The 15831-nt window shown below is 61.7% G+C and carries 11 protein-coding genes and 1 tRNA gene; 7 read left to right on the top strand and 5 right to left on the bottom strand.

Annotated elements, in window-relative coordinates:
* Positions 1–26 precede the first annotated feature (26 nt).
* From ruvC to BN1123_RS13650, 3 genes are all read right to left on the bottom strand, one after another.
* Entirely contained in the window at positions 27–548 is a 522-nt protein-coding gene (gene ruvC, locus BN1123_RS13660) for a crossover junction endodeoxyribonuclease RuvC (protein ID WP_042027609.1), read from the bottom strand.
* 156 nt (positions 549–704) lie between these two features.
* The gene (locus BN1123_RS13655) at positions 705–3029 is read right to left on the bottom strand and encodes an acyl-CoA dehydrogenase (RefSeq protein WP_042027608.1); all 2325 of its coding nucleotides are present in this window, start codon (positions 3027–3029) and stop codon (positions 705–707) included.
* A gap of 48 nt (positions 3030–3077) precedes the next feature.
* Positions 3078–3731, bottom strand: a complete 654-nt coding sequence (locus BN1123_RS13650) for a TetR family transcriptional repressor PsrA (RefSeq protein ID WP_026456593.1) — start codon at positions 3729–3731, stop codon at positions 3078–3080.
* 467 nt (positions 3732–4198) lie between these two features.
* Between BN1123_RS13650 and BN1123_RS13645 the strand changes: the two genes are divergently transcribed.
* A complete protein-coding gene (locus tag BN1123_RS13645) occupies positions 4199–4939 on the top strand; it encodes a phosphatase (protein WP_042027606.1) in 741 nt (246 codons plus the stop codon).
* An 87-nt stretch (positions 4940–5026) separates the two neighbouring features.
* Positions 5027–5102: transfer RNA gene (locus BN1123_RS13640), tRNA-Thr, on the top strand.
* A 39-nt stretch (positions 5103–5141) separates the two neighbouring features.
* Here the strand turns inward: BN1123_RS13640 and BN1123_RS13635 are convergent.
* On the bottom strand, positions 5142–6326 hold the full coding sequence (locus BN1123_RS13635; protein WP_082037545.1) for an ROK family transcriptional regulator: 1185 nt from the start codon (positions 6324–6326) through the stop codon (positions 5142–5144).
* Positions 6327–6457: 131 nt separating this feature from the next.
* Between BN1123_RS13635 and BN1123_RS13630 the strand changes: the two genes are divergently transcribed.
* The 3 genes from BN1123_RS13630 to BN1123_RS13620 all read left to right on the top strand — a co-directional run bounded on the left by BN1123_RS13630 (position 6458) and on the right by BN1123_RS13620 (position 12133).
* Complete coding sequence (locus tag BN1123_RS13630) at positions 6458–9736, top strand: DUF5107 domain-containing protein (RefSeq protein ID WP_042027603.1); 3279 nt, start codon at positions 6458–6460, stop codon at positions 9734–9736.
* Positions 9737–9809: 73 nt separating this feature from the next.
* Entirely contained in the window at positions 9810–11264 is a 1455-nt protein-coding gene (locus BN1123_RS13625) for a sugar porter family MFS transporter (RefSeq protein ID WP_042027601.1), read from the top strand.
* Entirely contained in the window at positions 11261–12133 is an 873-nt protein-coding gene (locus tag BN1123_RS13620) for an aldose 1-epimerase (RefSeq protein ID WP_042027599.1), read from the top strand. The genes BN1123_RS13625 and BN1123_RS13620 overlap by 4 nt, the downstream gene beginning before the upstream one ends.
* A 14-nt stretch (positions 12134–12147) precedes the next feature.
* On the opposite strand, the gene BN1123_RS13615 is transcribed toward BN1123_RS13620, so the two are convergent.
* Positions 12148–12960, bottom strand: a complete 813-nt coding sequence (locus tag BN1123_RS13615) for a DeoR family transcriptional regulator (RefSeq protein WP_042027597.1) — start codon at positions 12958–12960, stop codon at positions 12148–12150.
* Positions 12961–13233: 273 nt separating this feature from the next.
* On the opposite strand from BN1123_RS13615, the gene kbaZ reads away from it, so the two are divergent.
* Both kbaZ and BN1123_RS13605 read left to right on the top strand, forming a co-directional pair.
* Positions 13234–14529 (top strand): tagatose-bisphosphate aldolase subunit KbaZ, encoded by a 1296-nt coding sequence (gene kbaZ, locus BN1123_RS13610; protein WP_042027596.1) that lies wholly within the window; start codon positions 13234–13236, stop codon positions 14527–14529.
* 12 nt (positions 14530–14541) lie between these two features.
* Complete coding sequence (locus BN1123_RS13605) at positions 14542–15753, top strand: SIS domain-containing protein (protein ID WP_042027593.1); 1212 nt, start codon at positions 14542–14544, stop codon at positions 15751–15753.
* Positions 15754–15831 lie beyond the last annotated feature (78 nt).

Here is a 15831-nt window from a genome sequence, read left to right as displayed (position 1 = left end):
CCCCGCCGATTGGCGGGGAGAGGGGGTCAGCGGTAGCGGCCGCGCACCGAGCCACTGGTGCGACCCGCCATCTTGATCAGGCTCTGGCGGGTGTGCAGGTGGCACAGCGCCACCCCGAGGGCATCGGCCGCATCGGCCTGCGGGGTGGCGGAGAGTTTCAGTAGATGGGTCACCATGTGCTGCACCTGCTCCTTGGCGGCGCCGCCGGTGCCCACCACCGCCTGCTTGATCTGGGTGGGGGAGTATTCGCTCACCGGCAGGGCCGCGTTGACGGCGGCCACGATGGCGCTGCCCCGGGCCTGTCCCAGCTTCAGGGCCGAGTCGGCGTTGCGGGCCATAAAGACCCGCTCGATGGCAAACTCGGTGGGCTTGAACTGAGTGATGATCTCGCACACCCCGTCGTAGACCTGCTTGAGGCGCTCCGGCAGCTCGCCGCAATCGGTGCGAATACAGCCCGACCCCAGATATTCGGCCTTGCCGCCGACTACCCGGATAACCCCGTATCCGGTGATCCGCGATCCCGGGTCTATGCCCAAAATAATGCTCATGGGTTGTGATTGCTCTGAACGCGAGTGATGGCCGCCAAGATAGCAAACTGTGGCCCGCTTGGCTGTACGTAAGGGCTTCGAGTGCGCAAACTCTGCTCATATCAATGAAAACAGCCCCTGAACGGGGCTGTTTTATCACACTGTTGCCTGAAGAACTCAGGCTGCGTTGTCGACCCGGTTGGGCTGGGAGAGGCCTTCCAGCTCGCCCGGGGCGAAGTTGTCCACCTGGATGGCTTCATAGCGCAGGGCGTCGGCGGCCAGCAGCTTGTCCGCTTCATCCTTGCTCAGGATGGCGTGGGACAGGGCAGCGGCAACCAGCTCCGGCAGGGCCATCTTGCGGGGCAGTTTGCCCTCTTTCTGGGCCTGCACCAGCTTCTTCTCGTAGGGCTGAACCGCCACCATGGCCTGGAAGGCGCGTTCCATCAGGCCGACCGGATCTGCTTCGTCCTTGCCAACATAACAAAGCGCGGTCAGACGATCGCGAAACTCACCCGGTTTCATCATGGCCAGGCAGATGGCGTGGCAGCGGTCATCGGCCGGCATCTTGTAACCGACGCCGAACGGGAACACCACTCGCTTGAGCACGGCACCCACCACCTTGTTCGGGAAGTTCTGGAAGAAGCCCTCGAACGCCTTGCCGATGAGGTAGAGGTTGCGCTCCACCGCGTACTGCACGAACGGCAGATCGGAGACCATGCGGCCCTGATCCTCGTAGTGCTTGAGGGTAGCAGAGGCCAGGTAGAGGTGGCTCAGCACGTCACCCAGACGGGCGGAGATCATCTCCTTGCGCTTGAGATCGCCGCCCAGCATCAACATGGAGACGTCGGCGCACAGCGCCAGCCCCTTGCTCATGCGAGAGAGCTGCTTGTAGTAGCGGGCGGTTTCACCGGCCACCGGGGCGCTGTTGAACTGACCCAGGGTCAGTCCCTGGAACAGGGAGCCGAAGAAGTTACCAGCACCGAAGGCGATGTGCTTCATCAGCAGGGCGTCAAACTTCTCGAGGCCGCGCTCCACGTCGGTGTCGGCCGCCGCTTCCAGCTCGGCAAACACGTACGGGTGGCAGCGGGTGGCACCCTGGCCGAAGATCATCAGGTTGCGGGTCAGGATGTTGGCCCCTTCCACCGTGATGGCCACCGGAATGCCCATGTAGGCGTAGCCGGTGTAGTTTTTCGGCCCAAGCTGGATGGCGCGACCGGCGTGGATGTCCATGGAGTCATCCATGATCTGGCGTGCCATTTCGGTCATGTGGTACTTGGAAATCGCGGTGACGATGGCCGGTGCCTGACCGAGATCCAGGGAGCCGGCGGTCATGCGGCGGGCCCCTTCGAGCTGATAGGTGAGGCCGCCGATGCGGGCCAGCGCTTCTTGTACCCCTTCAAACTTGCCGATGGACATGCCGAACTGCTTGCGCACGTAGGAGTAGGCACCCACGGTGCGACTCGCCATGTGGCCACAGGCGGTGCCGAGGGCCGGCAGGGAGATGCCGCGACCGGCGGAGAGGCATTCGACCAGCATGCGCCAGCCACGGCCGGCGTAATCCGGGCCGCCGATGATCCAGTCGAGCGGAATGAACACATCCTTGCCGAAGGTCGGGCCGTTGAGGAACGCCAGCCCCATGGGGTAGTGGCGATCGCCGACGCGCACGCCTGGGTGATCGGTCGGGATCAGCGCACAGGTGATGCCGATCTCTTCCTTGTCGCCCAGCAGTTTTTCCGGGTCATAGAGCTTGAACGCCAGCCCCAGCACGGTGGCGCGCGGCGCCAGGGTGATGTAGCGCTTGTTCCAGTTCAGGCGAATGCCAAGCACTTCCTCGCCCTTGTACATGCCCTTGCAGACGATCCCCTTGTCCGGGATGGCGCCCGCATCGGAGCCCGCTTCCGGACCGGTCAGGGCGAAGCAGGGTACTTCCTTGCCGTTGGCCAGCCCCGGCAGCCAGAAATCCTTCTGGGCCTGGGTACCATAGTGCATCAGCAGTTCGCCCGGGCCGAGGGAGTTGGGCACCATGACGGTGACCGCCACGCTCAGGCTTTTGGTGGCGATACGGGTGACGATGGTGGAGTTGGCAATCGCGGAGAACTCGCGGCCGCCATAGGATTTCGGGATGATCAGGGAGAAGAAGCCTTCTTTCTTCAGATAATCCCACACAGGCTCCGGCAGGTCCTTGGTCTCGTTGACGATCTTGAAGTCGTCGACCATGGCGAGCAGAGTTTCGACCTGGTTGTCGATGAAGGCCTGCTCCTCTGCGGTCAGCTCGGCCTTGCCGTAGCCGTGCAGCTTTTTCCAGTCGGGGTTGCCGCGAAACAACTCGCCATCCCACCAGACGGAGCCGGCTTCCATGGCCTCCCGCTCGGTGGCCGACAAGGGCGGCAGTATCTTCTTGAAGATGCCGAATACCGGACGGGTTACCACCTTTTTACGGATGGAGGGTACGCCGAGCACGACGGCTATCGCCAGCACCAGCAGGATTAGCAATGTGATCATACCGAAGTTCCTTCTATTTCACTGTTTCCGTTGATTTATTGTTGGTTGTTACACGGCCAGGGCCTGCCTGGTCGACTCCACGGGCGCCCCGACTCCGGACGCCAGATAAGGAATAACGTTGCGCACCAGCCCTTCCACATCGAGCTGCTGGCCAAAATCGGCCTGGGCGATGTCGCGCAGGGCATCGGCGGAGGCCATGGTGAACACGACGGTGCCCAGGGTGAAATGCAGGCGCCAGAAGAGATCTGCTGGCGACAGGGCCGGATTGGCCTTGGAGATGGCCTGGGTGATCCGCTGCAACACGGCGCCGTAATGGGCGGTGATGAAACGGCGCAGGTGGCCCTGGCTGTCGATGTAACCGCGTCCCAGCAGCTGCATGAAGAGGGCAGGGCCGTTGGCCCGCACGGCAACCAGTTTCATCAGGGGATCGACAAAGCTTTCAAACACCTGCAGCAGGCTCAGCTGATCCTGCGCCATCAGGGTACGCAGACGGGCATCCAGTTCCGGCATGAACAGGCTAAGGTAGCGATCGAGCACCGCCTGGATCAGCTCCTTCTTGGAGCCGAAGTGATAATTGACGGACGCCAGGTTGACGTCGGCCTCACTGGTGATCAGGCGCAAAGAGGTATCAGCAAATCCCCGCTCGGCAAACAGCACTTCCGCGGCATCGAGAATACGGTTTTTGGTATCGATTTTACTCACTGTACACCTCACTTAAACGAATGTTTAAAAAGTACGTTTCATAAGGTCAAGTGTCAAGAGAGTGTGAACAAGTGTTAGCGAAATGTTTTTTGCGAAAAGTGCAACGGAAGGGGAACTTAAGTCGCACGGCGGGACTCTATATCTATGCCACTGCAATTAAACATTAAGTCTCGCCCAACCTGCTTCATGCTAGTTGGGCATTTTTTTACCCGCTCCTTGCCGATAACGGACGGCAGGCAAAAAAAAACCGCCGCAGGGCGCGACGGTGGGGAAAGTGAGTTTTCCTCATCCTGAGGCAAACTATCGATGCGAGTTCAGGCATTCATCGATGGTGCCAGTATGCCAGCCCGCGCCAGCCAGACTATGTCAGGTTCTCGTCATTTTGTGACAAAGTATGGCAAGGGGCGACATGGCCCCGACATCCGCCCTTTGTTATGCTGACGGCTCCAGTCTGAAGGGGAGAGAAGATGAAGTACCCGGTCGATACCCACACTCATACCGTTGCCAGTACCCACGCCTACAGCACCATCCACGACTATCTGCCCATCGCCAGGGCCAAGGGGATCAAGCTGTTTGCCACCACGGATCATGGACCGGACATGGCCGATGCTCCCCACTTCTGGCATTTCGTCAATCTGCATGTGCTGCCGCGGGTGGTGGACGGGGTCGGCATCCTGCGCGGCATCGAGGCCAACATCAAGAACATAGATGGCGAGATAGACTTCCCCGAGCGTTACGAGTCGCGCCTCGACATGATCATGGCGGGCTTTCACGAGCCGGTATTTCCCCCCTGTGATCAGGCCACTCACACCCAGGCGATGATCAACGCCATCAAGAGTGGTCGGGTCGACATGATTAGCCATCCCGGCAATCCGGCGTTTCCCATCGACATTCAGGCGGTAGTCAAGGCCGCTGCCGAATACCGGGTGGCGCTGGAGGTCAACAACTCCTCGTTCAGCCACTCCCGTGCGGGCAGTGAAAGCAACTGCCGCGCCATCGTCGAGGCGGCGCGCGACCTTGGCGCCTATCTCACCTTTGGCTCTGACTCCCACGTGGCCTTTAGCCTGGGGGATTTCGACCATTGTCACCGTCTGGTGACCGAGGCGGGCTTCCCCGAGGAGCGGATCCTGGTGCGCTCACCCCGGGCTTTGCTCGATTTTCTCGAGAGCCGTGGCCGCGTCCATATTCCCGAGTTCGCCGATTTGTAAGTTTGCAGGTAACACCATGAGCCAACTCATAAAATCGTCTTGGCTCGATTGACTTGTAGGCCGTTTTTTCTGAATCTGAAGGCATTGGCCGGTATAGCTCAGTTGGTAGAGCAGCGCATTCGTAATGCGAAGGTCGCGGGTTCGACTCCTGTTACCGGCACCAGATGACAAGGGCTGGCTTCATCGTGAAGCCGGCCCTTTTCTATGCGTGGGTTTCCAGGGCTTGCTCCACATAGAGATAACCAATCCCCATCACCTGCTGGGGGCGGGTGAGTTCGCCGAAGCAGATGTGGGTGGCGTTGACCGCATCGCTGCAATCGAACGGATTGGCGCCGGTCTGGTGGACGATGGTCTGCAGCCATGGCTCGCCAAATTGGCAGCTGCGGCCATAGAGCCAGATGCGGTTGATGTTGAGGATATTGAGGAAGTTGTAGAGACTCAGGCCGATGGCGCGGGCCCCTTCATCGACCAGGGTTCGGATCATGACATCCCCCTGATGGTAGAGGGCGAGCAAACGGACCGTGTCGAGCTCTCCGCCTTCCGGCGCCGGGTTATCGGCACTGGCCTGCTGTTTGAGAAACACCCGGGCGCGCTTCTTGATGGCAAAGAGGGAGGCGACCGTCTCCAGACAGCCGTAACGGCCGCAGGCACAGGCGCTGCCATCCGGGTTGATGATGGTGTGGCCTATCTGGCCGCTGCCAAACAGGGCGCCCCGGTAGACCTGGCCGTTGATGATAAAGGCCGAACCTATGCCGTAGTCGACGTTGATGACGCAAAAATCCCCGTTTGCTTCCCGGCCCTGCCACTTCTGCGCCAGGGCCAGCATGATGCAATCGTTATCCACCATCACCTCGCAGCCGAGGCGCTCTTCCAGCAGATACTTGAGTTCGACCGGTGCATGCCAGGGGGCCTGCGGCATGGTCTGGGAGACCCCGGTGGCCGGGTTGACTTGGCCATGTATCGCCAGCGCCAGGCGGATCGCCACACCCTTGTGGCGGCGCTTGTGCTGGTAGTAGCAGGCTTCAATCAGGCTCAGTAACTCCTCCGGCGTTTGCGGCGAGATTTTCTGACCTGCGTAGTCGTCGAGCGGGGTGATCAGATTGTCCACCAGTATGCTCTCCAGGCTGGTGGGACTGATGTTGAGGCAGAGGATCGCCCCCTGGCCGCTGGCGATGCGGTAGCTGCCGCCACTGATGCCGCGCGCGGAGAGATTCTGCTCGCTGTGGCTGATGGCGCCGTCGGCGACCAGTTCGTCGAGGATCTTGCTGACCGCCGGGATGGAGAGTTCGCAATGGCGGGCCAGGGTGGACTTGCTCGCCTCCTTGAGCTGGTAGAGCAGGGCCAGCAGCACCTGTTTGTTGTGGTGGCGGACCTTCTGATTGTTCAAGCCGGCGTGTCTCATTTCACTAAACCCCGCTTACTGTATTGCGTGATCTTTGAGCGAAAATCACTGAAAACCCTATTCTAAACTGGCCTCATCGAAACGTTTACTAATTAATGTTGAGTGAGGCGAGATAGATGAGATCGGATGTACGAGTCTGGGAAGAAACCGTCACCCTGCCGACCTACGAGGTTGGCCCCGAAGATCCCAACCCAATGTTCCTCGAGAAGCGGGTCTATCAGGGCTCCTCGGGAGCCGTCTACCCCTATGGCGTGATAGATACCCTCACCGGGCAGAAGCAGATGAAGCCCTATCAGGCGATCTGGCTGGAGAACGACTTCATCAAGGTGATGCTGCTGCCCGAGCTGGGGGGCCGCATCCACCGCGCCTATGACAAGGTGATGCAGCGGGATTTTGTCTACTACAACGAGGTGATCAAACCCGCCCTGGTGGGGCTGGTGGGTCCCTGGATCTCCGGCGGGATCGAGTTCAACTGGCCACAGCACCACAGGCCCACCACCTTCATGCCGGTGGACTTCACCATCCAGGAGCGCGAGGGCGGAGCCAGGACCGTCTGGCTCGGCGAGGTGGAGGCGATGCGTGGCTTGCAGGTGATGGCCGGTTTTACCCTCTATCCAGACAGGGCGCTTATCGAGATCACCGGCAAGGTGTTCAACGGCAACGACACGCCGCGCCACTTCCTCTGGTGGTCCAACCCGGCAGTCAAAGGGGGAGATGATCACCAGAGTGTCTTCCCGCCGGATGTGACCGCCGTCTATGACCACGGCAAGCGCGATGTCAGCGCCTTCCCCATCGCCCGTGGCACCTACTACAAGGTGGACTACTCGAGCGGAGTCGATATCTCCCGCTATCGCAACATTCCGGTGCCCACCTCCTACATGGCGGACAAATCCGACTACGACTTTGTCGGCGCCTACAGCCATGACGAACAGGGCGGGCTTTTGCATGTGGCGGATCACCACGTCTCCCCAGGCAAGAAGCAGTGGACCTGGGGCAACTGTGATTTCGGCCTTGCCTGGGATCGCAACCTGACCGATGACAATGGCCCCTATATCGAGCTGATGACCGGGGTCTATACCGACAACCAGCCCGACTTTACCTGGCTGGATGCGGGTGAAGAGAAGGTGTTCGTCCAGCACTTCCTGCCCTACAACACCTTGGGCACTGTGCAAAACGCCAACACCCGCGCCGCCCTCAAGCTGGAGCGCACCGATGGCGGGTTCTTGTGCGGCGTCTATGCGGTGGCACCGCTATCCAATGCCCGTGTCGAGGTGAGCGACGAGCACGGCGTACTGTTCACGAAAGCCCTTGAATTGCAGCCGGGCCAGGCCTGGCTGGAAGAGAGCACAGCGAGCAGTGAAGGGCGCCTGCGGGTGAGCCTGCTTGATGAGCACGATCAGACGATCCTGAGCTACCTCGAACACCAGCCGGCAGGCGAGGCGCTGCCGGATCCGGCCACGGCCCCTGCACCTGCCGCCAATCTCGACTCGGTCGACGAGCTCTATTTCATCGGTCAGCATCTGGAGCAGTACCTGCACGCCAGCCGCTCTCCCTTTGATTACTACCTGCGGGCGCTGGAGATCGACAGCGGCGACTATCGCTGCAACCTGGCGCTGGCGACCCTCGAATACAACCGCGCCAACTATGAGCAGGCGCTGGAGTATGCCAATCGGGCGCTGGCCCGGGCCCATCGCCTCAACAAGAACCCCCAGTGCGGCAAGGGGAGCCTGCTGCGCGCCCATATCGAGGAGCGCCTCGGTCGGCTCGACGCCGCTTTCGATGACTTCCACAAGGCGACCTGGAGTGGCAACTGCCGTGACAGCGGCTTCTTCGGGTTGGCCCGCATCGCCATGGTGCGCCGGGACCCCGCGCAGGCGCTGCAGTTTGTCGAGAGGAGTCTCGCGGTCAATGGCACCCACTATGGCGCCATTGCCCTCAAGGGGTTGGCGCTGCTGGAGTGCGGCGAGCGGGAAGCGGCACTTGCCTATCTCGACCAGCAGCAGGCGCGCCACCCTCTTCACTACCAGCTGGCGTTCCTGCGCTGGCTGGGGAGCGAGCAGGCGGCGGATCTCGAGGCGCTGGCACGTCTTTGCAATGGGCGCGGGGTCAATCTCTGCTTCCTCACGAGTGCCTTGCTTGAGCTGGGGCGCCCCGAACTGGCTCGCCAACTGCTGCAGGCCCTGCCGGTGGAAGAGAGCCTGCCGCTCTTGTTTCAGGCCAGCCTGCAACCACAAGGGGCGCAGCAGGAGGCGCTGTTGCGGCGGGCCGAGCAGGCCCTGGGTCGCCGGGTACGCTTTCCCAACACCCTGGGGGAGGTGGCCATGCTCGAGCGGTTGCCACACAGCTGGTTTGCCCGCTATCTGCTGGGCTGCTTTCACTACAGCAAGCGCAACTACCAGCAGGCGGTCGCCCTGTGGCAATCGGTGTGCGAGCAGGCCCCCGAGTTTGCCGCGGCCTGGCGCAACCTTGGCATCCATCACTTCAACAAGGGCGGCGATCTGGCGGCAGCAGAACAGTGCCTGAGCCGCGCCTTTGCCCTCAAGCCGGACGATGCCCGCCTGCTGTTCGAGCTCGATCAGCTGCACAAGCGCTGCGCCATGGCCCCCGCAGAGCGGCTGGCCCTGCTGGAGGCGCACCGGGCGGTCGCTCTCAAGCGCGACGATCTGACCGCCGAGCTGCTCAGCCTCTACCACATCACTCATCGGCTGGAAGCCGCGGCCGAGATATTGCGGCTGCGCGAGTTCCACCCCTGGGAGGGGGGCGAGGGCAAGGTGACCGGCCAGTACCTCATCAACCAGCAGCGCCGGGCCCTGGCCCTGATGGCAGCAGGACGGCACCAGGAGGCCATTTCACTGCTGCAACAGGGGCTGCACTATCCCCTCAACCTGGGGGAGGGGCGTCTGGTGGGGCAAACCGACAACGACATCCACTACCTGCTGGCGCTCTGTCATCTCGCCTGTGACGACCAGAGCCTGGCAAGCCAGTGCCTGCAGCAGGCCTGCCTCGGTCAGGCCGGGTTGGGTGCGAGCCGTTACTACAACGATCAGCCGGTGGATTACCTCTTCTATCGGGGGATGGCGCTGGTGCAGCTTGGCCGGGGGCAGGAGGCTGAGCGACTGTTTGAGGGCATGGTGGCCTGGGCTGAAGAGGCCATGAAGGCCCCCGTGGAGGCGGATTTCTTTGCCGTCTCGCTGCCGGATCTCATCGTGCTCGACGACGATCCGCAGCAGCAACACCGCCAGCACTGCCTGCTGGTGCGGGCGCTCGGCCAGCTGGGGCTGGGACAGCGGGAGGCCTGCGAGCAGACCCTTGGCGAGCTGCTTACCCTCAACCCGGCCCATGACAAGGGGCATCTGTTTACCCTGATCTGCCGTGAGCTTGTGCTCACCCCATAACAAAAACTGGCGCCCCGCCACTGTGAGGGGCGCCCCTGCACCCTACAATCGACAAAGATGATAAGGATGAGTCATGGAACGCACTAAAAATCAATCAGATACGAACGGGCTCAATATGAGCTACGTCTGGATGATCTGCCTGGTGGCTGCCTGTGGTGGCCTGTTGTTTGGGTATGACTGGGTGGTGATTGGCGGGGCCAAGCCCTTCTATGAAGCCTATTTTGCCATCACGGATCCGGCCCAGTCCGGATGGGCCATGAGTTCGGCCCTGGTGGGCTGCGTGCTGGGGGCGGCCATCTCGGGTTGGACAGCCGATCGCTTCGGTCGCAAGAAGCCGCTGATCCTGGCGGCCATCCTGTTTACCATCTCGGCCTGGGGCACCGCCGCCGCCGGCAGCTTCGATCTGTTCGTGGTCTATCGCATCGTGGGCGGTATCGGAATTGGTTTGGCCTCGGCGCTCTCGCCCATGTACATCGCCGAGATAAGCCCGGCCGACAGGCGCGGCAAGTTCGTGGCCATCAACCAGCTCACCATCGTCATCGGCGTGCTGGCGGCCCAGCTGGTCAATCTGATGATCGCCGATCCGGTGGCGAGCAACGCAACCCAGGCCGATATACTGGCCACCTGGAATGGCCAGTCCGGCTGGCGCTGGATGTTTGGCGCAGAACTGGTGCCGGCCCTGGCCTTTCTGATGCTGATGTTCTTCGTGCCCGAGTCGCCCCGCTGGCTGGCCAAAGATGGCCAGTATGAGCAGGCGTCCCGCATGCTTGGCAAGATTGGCGGCGATGCCTATGCCAAGCAGACCCTGGCCGAGATCCGCCAGACCCTGGTGGGGGAGGAGGCGCACCGGGTGTCGCTGGCGGAGCTGGGCAAGCCCTCGGTGCGCCCCATCCTCATCATCGGCATGGTACTGGCGGTGTTCCAGCAGTGGTGCGGCATCAACGTCATCTTCAACTACGCGCAGGAGATCTTCGCCTCCGCCGGTTTTGACATCAACAGCACCCTCAAATCCATCGTCGCCACCGGCCTTATCAACCTGTTGTTTACCCTGATTGCGCTGCCCATGGTGGACAAGATAGGGCGCCGCAAGCTGATGCTGATAGGGGCGGGCGGTCTCACCATCATCTATGGCATGATGGCGGCAGCCTATGCCAGCGGCGTGCTGGGCTTGCCGGTGTTGCTGCTGGTGCTGGCAGCCATCGCCATCTATGCCCTGACCCTGGCGCCTGTCACCTGGGTGCTGCTCTCGGAGATCTTCCCGAACCGGGTGCGTGGTCTGGCGATGTCGGCTGGCACCCTGGCGCTCTGGATTGCCTGCTTCGTGCTGACCTACACCTTCCCGCTGCTCAATGCCGGGCTGGGGGCCTCGGGCAGCTTCCTGCTCTATGGCCTCATCTGTTTCGCCGGGCTCATCTTCATCTACCGCAAGGTGCCCGAGACCAAGGGGGTGACCCTGGAGGCACTGGAAGCCCAGCTGGCCCAGGGCAAGGTTGAGCTGACCTCTGGCAAGGCGAGCGCCTCGGCATGACGGTTTACACATTGAGCAACCCGCACCTTCGGATGCGGGTTTCAACACAAGGGGCTTGTTTGCTGGGGCTGGAGGATGAGCAAGGGCGCCCACTGCTGCGCGAGAGTGGCCCCGATGCGCCTTGTGAGCCCGGGCAATGGCATCCCGGGCAGAGTGCCCTGTTTCCCATGGTGCCGCTGGCCAACCGGGTGGCTGGCAACCGTTTTGAGCTATGGGGGGAGGAGCATGGCTTGCCAGAAAGTCCCGTCGATCCCGACTTCTTCCTGCACGGCGATGGCTGGTTGCGACAGTGGCAACCGGTGGCATTGAGCGGCAGTGCCGTGACGCTGCAGCTCATCAGCGACAACGGCCCTTTTCACTACCAGGCAGAGCTTGACTATCGGCTGGAAGGGGCCAGCCTGGTGGCGCGTATCACTTTGACTCATCTGGGGGAGAGCCCCTGCCTCTATGGCGCCGGTTTCCACCCCTTCTTCTGGCGAGATGCCCTGACCCAGGTGCGTTTTCTGGCGAGCGGTGTCTGGCAGGAGGGGGCAGATCATCTGCCGACAAGCTGGAGCGGCACGCTGGCACCCCACCTCGATTTTCGCCGTTGGCGACGCCCGCAAGGGTGGCTAAACCACTGTTATGGCGGCTGGTGTGGCCGGGCCGAGCTGGCACATCCCGCTCGCCGGCAGCGGCTGACATTGACCAGTGACAGTGCCTTCCTGATGCTCTATCAGCCCGACGAGGTGAGCGAATTCGTCTGCCTTGAACCCCAGAGCCATGCCGCCAATGCCCACCACATGGCCGGCCATCCCGGTTTGCGGTTGCTGGCACCAGGTGATCGGCTGGTGCTCATCATGATGTTGACGGTGACCGAGGGGGCTTGATGCCCCCGTGGCCTCTAGGGGGCGTCAGCCGGTACCAGCAGCACGTCGATCCCGGCATGGCGCAAGCCGTTGAGCAGTTCGGCGGGCAGGGCGTCATCGGTGATCAGGGTGTGGATGCGATGAGTGTCGATGATCCTGTGCAGGCTCAGGCGCCGGAATTTGCTGGAGTCGGTGACCACTATGATCCGTTCGGCCACCTGGCACATGCAGCGGTTGAGGCGGGCCTCATCCTCGTGGTGGGTGCTGATGCCCCGTTCCAGATCGATGCCATCTACCCCGAGAAACAGCAGGTCGAAGTGATAGTTCTGCAGGGACTGCTCGGCCTGGGCGCCATAAAACGAGAGCGATTTGCGGCGCAGATGCCCCCCCGTCATCAGTAATTCGACCCCTTCGGCCTCCAGCAGGGCATTGGCCACGTTCATGCCGTTGGTCATCACCAGAATGTCGTGATGGGCGCGCAGATGGCGTGCCACCTCGAGGGTAGTGGTACCCGAATCGAGCACGAGGCGACAGCCGGGGTGGACGAGCGTCGCGGCCAGCGCCCCAATGCGCTGCTTGACCGGTGTGTTGAGTACGCTCTTGTCGGCGATGGTGCGCTCGGGCACCGCCTGCGCCTGATTGGGCTCGCAGAGCAGGGCGCCGCCATAGGCGCGCACCGCCACTCCCTGGCGTTCCAGAAAGGCCAGATCGTTGCGAATGGTGACGGTAGACACCTGATAGTGATTGGCCAGATCGTTGACCTGTACGCTGCCATTGGCGCGCAGTTGCTGAATGATTTTTTCCCGCCGCTCGCTGGTACCGAGCACGCTCTTTTCGGTTGTCTGCATAAGCTCTTCTGCCGGAGTGTCGTGGTGAGCCCACCACTTTCGTTATTTTTCGTTTTTCATATTAATGCCCAGCGGCCATTGCAAAGCAAGCTTTCACTCATCGCACCTAGCCTAGTCGCGCTCCTTTCCCCTCTTTTAGTCTTTCAATACCTTTCCATTTGTGATCCTGTTCATGATTTGAACAAGCTTTCATTTCGTTGAATGCATCTAAAGTCTATGGTTTGGAAATGAATCGAAAGCAGTGTTGATGATTAAATAGCCAATGGTGGTGCAATGAAATCGGTGCAGGGGTTGATCGAAAGACACAAGCAGGGGGAGCCGGTCGGCATCTATGCCGTCTGCTCCGCCCACCCGCTGGTGCTGGAGGCGGCCATGCGCCTGGCTGCCACAGGGAATGAGTTGTTGCTGATAGAGGCGACCTCCAACCAGGTCGACCAATACGGCGGTTACACCGGCATGACGCCCGCCGATTTTCGTGACCATCTGTATCGGCTGGCCAAGGTGTGCGACTTCCCGGTGCACCGCCTCATTTTGGGGGGCGATCATCTGGGGCCCAATCGCTGGCAAGGGGAGCCGGCCGACCAGGCCATGGCTCATGCCGATGAGTTGATCGCCAGCTATGTCGCCGCCGGTTTCAAGAAAATCCATCTTGATTGCAGCATGCCCTGCCAGGGAGACGCCGTGCCCCTGAGCGATGAGTTGGTCGCCGAGCGGGCCGCTCGTCTGGCACGGGTGGCCGAAGAGACCTGCCAGGCCCGGTTCGGGCGCAGCGATCTGGTCTACGTGATCGGTACCGAAGTGCCGGTGCCGGGGGGCGCCCATGACGATCTGGTTGAGCTGGCCGTCACCACGCCACAGGCTGCTCGTCACACCCTGGAGGCGCACCGGCAGGCGTTTGTCCGCGCAGGGCTGAATACGGTCTGGCCACGGGTCATTGGCCTGGTGGTGCAGCCCGGTGTCGAGTTCGATCACACCCGTGTCATCGATTATCGGCCCGAACAGGCGGCGCCCCTCAGCCGGATGATCGAAACCTATCCCGACATGGTGTTCGAGGCCCACTCCACCGATTATCAGACCCCGACGGCTTGTCGCCAGCTGGTGCGCGACCACTTTGCCATTCTCAAGGTCGGCCCGGCCCTGACCTTTGCCCTGCGCGAGGCGCTGTTTGCCCTTGTTGCAATCGAAGAAGAGCTGGTCCCCACCTATGCCTGCTCGGGCCTGCGTCAGGTGATGGAAGAGGCGATGCTGGATCACCCCGATTACTGGCGCCATCACTACCATGGCAGTGCCAGGGAGTGCCGTCTGGCTCGTGGTTACAGCTATTCGGATCGCATTCGCTACTACTGGCCGGACAGCCGGGTCGACGCCAGCTACGCCAGACTGCTCGCCAATCTGGCCGCCGAGCCCATCCCCTTGCCCCTGCTTAGCCAGCATATGCCCCTGCAGTATCGCAAGGTGCGCCAGGGCACGCTGTCGGCCACTCCCCACGACCTCATTCTCGATCAGGTGCAAGAGGTGTTGCGGCACTACGAGTTCGCCTGTCATCCCCGATTAGACCCAGTTGTATAAGGAGTTGCAGAGATGATCCTTGGTTATTCCGTTGAGACATTGCGTCTCGCCAATGGCCTGGCCACCGCCAGCGAGATCCACCAGCAGCCCGCCACCTGGCGGGAGACCCTCACCATGGTCGAGGCGTGTCGCCATCTGCTGGATCCTTTTCTCGCTCCTTTGCTCTGCCATGACCATCTGAGGGTGATCCTGACCGGTGCCGGTACCTCCGCCTTTGCCGGACGCGCCCTGGCCCCTTATCTCGCGGCTCGCCTGAATAAGCGGGTCGAGGCGATAGCGACCACCGACATAGTCACCGATCCGGCTGAATATCTGGCGCAGGATTGCCCGACCCTGCTCATCTCCTTCGCCCGTTCAGGGGACAGTCCGGAGAGCGTGGCCGCAGTCGAGCTGGCCAGCCAGTTGCTCAGTGACTGCCATCACCTGGTGCTCACCTGCAATAGCGAGGGGGAGCTCTATCGACGCTGCCAGCAGGAGGCCAACTCCCTGGCACTGTTGATGCCGCCCCAGACCCATGACCGCAGTTTTGCCATGACCAGCAGTCTGACCTGCATGATGTTGAGCTGTCTGGCCGTCTTCTTGCCGGCACAATTCAACCCGAGGGGCTGTGTCGAGCTGGTGTGTGCCAGCGAGGCTATCCTGGCCCAGGCGGCACAGCGCCTCCCCGATTGGAATGACCCCATGGCCGAGCGCGTCATCTATCTTGGCAGCGGCAGCCTGCAGGGGGTCGCCCAGGAGGCCGCCCTGAAGTTGCTGGAGCTGACCGGCGGCCTCTTGATCGGCATGCATGACTCGCCCACCGGATTTCGTCACGGTCCCAAGTCCGTGGTCAACGAGCAGACCCTGGTCGTGCTGTTTGTCTCCAACGACCCCTATACCCGTCAATACGATCTCGATCTGCTGCGCGAGCTGCGCGCCGATGGCAAGGCGGCCCGGGTCGTCGCCATCGCCGATCGGCACGACTCCCGTATCGAGGAGGGGGAGCATATCTACCTGCCACGCACCCTGGCGCAGGATGATGCCCAGCTGGCCTTCTGTTACCTGCTCTATGCCCAGTTCTATGCCTTTCATACCGCCTTGTGTCTGGGCATCAGCCCGGACAATCCCTGCCCGACGGGGCAGGTCAACCGGGTGGTGCAAGGGGTCAACATCTATCCGTACAAACGCCTGGATGAGAGGGCGATGTTCGCAAGAGGCGAGGAGGGGGGCCTGTTATGCCTGTGAGCCTGTTTTGCACTCGAAATTGCAAACGTTTTCAACCGGTTCGGGCCCTGTGTCCGTCATCACCAGAACAGGAGTGAG

The sequence above is a fragment of the Aeromonas enteropelogenes genome (assembly GCF_000819845.1).
Lineage (GTDB): Bacteria > Pseudomonadota > Gammaproteobacteria > Enterobacterales > Aeromonadaceae > Aeromonas > Aeromonas enteropelogenes.
This window is presented reverse-complemented; position numbering and strand designations above follow the sequence as displayed.

What these genes read in the sequence shown, in the direction of transcription:
- ruvC (WP_042027609.1), bottom strand. Translation starts at nt 548, where the DNA reads ATGAGCATTATTTTGGGCATAGACCCGGGATCGCGGATCACCGGATAC.
- BN1123_RS13655 (WP_042027608.1), bottom strand. Translation starts at nt 3,029, where the DNA reads ATGATCACATTGCTAATCCTGCTGGTGCTGGCGATAGCCGTCGTGCTC.
- BN1123_RS13645 (WP_042027606.1), top strand. Translation starts at nt 4,199, where the DNA reads ATGAAGTACCCGGTCGATACCCACACTCATACCGTTGCCAGTACCCAC.
- BN1123_RS13630 (WP_042027603.1), top strand. Translation starts at nt 6,458, where the DNA reads ATGAGATCGGATGTACGAGTCTGGGAAGAAACCGTCACCCTGCCGACC.
- BN1123_RS13625 (WP_042027601.1), top strand. Translation starts at nt 9,810, where the DNA reads ATGGAACGCACTAAAAATCAATCAGATACGAACGGGCTCAATATGAGC.
- BN1123_RS13620 (WP_042027599.1), top strand. Translation starts at nt 11,261, where the DNA reads ATGACGGTTTACACATTGAGCAACCCGCACCTTCGGATGCGGGTTTCA.
- BN1123_RS13615 (WP_042027597.1), bottom strand. Translation starts at nt 12,960, where the DNA reads ATGCAGACAACCGAAAAGAGCGTGCTCGGTACCAGCGAGCGGCGGGAA.
- kbaZ (WP_042027596.1), top strand. Translation starts at nt 13,234, where the DNA reads ATGAAATCGGTGCAGGGGTTGATCGAAAGACACAAGCAGGGGGAGCCG.
- BN1123_RS13605 (WP_042027593.1), top strand. Translation starts at nt 14,542, where the DNA reads ATGATCCTTGGTTATTCCGTTGAGACATTGCGTCTCGCCAATGGCCTG.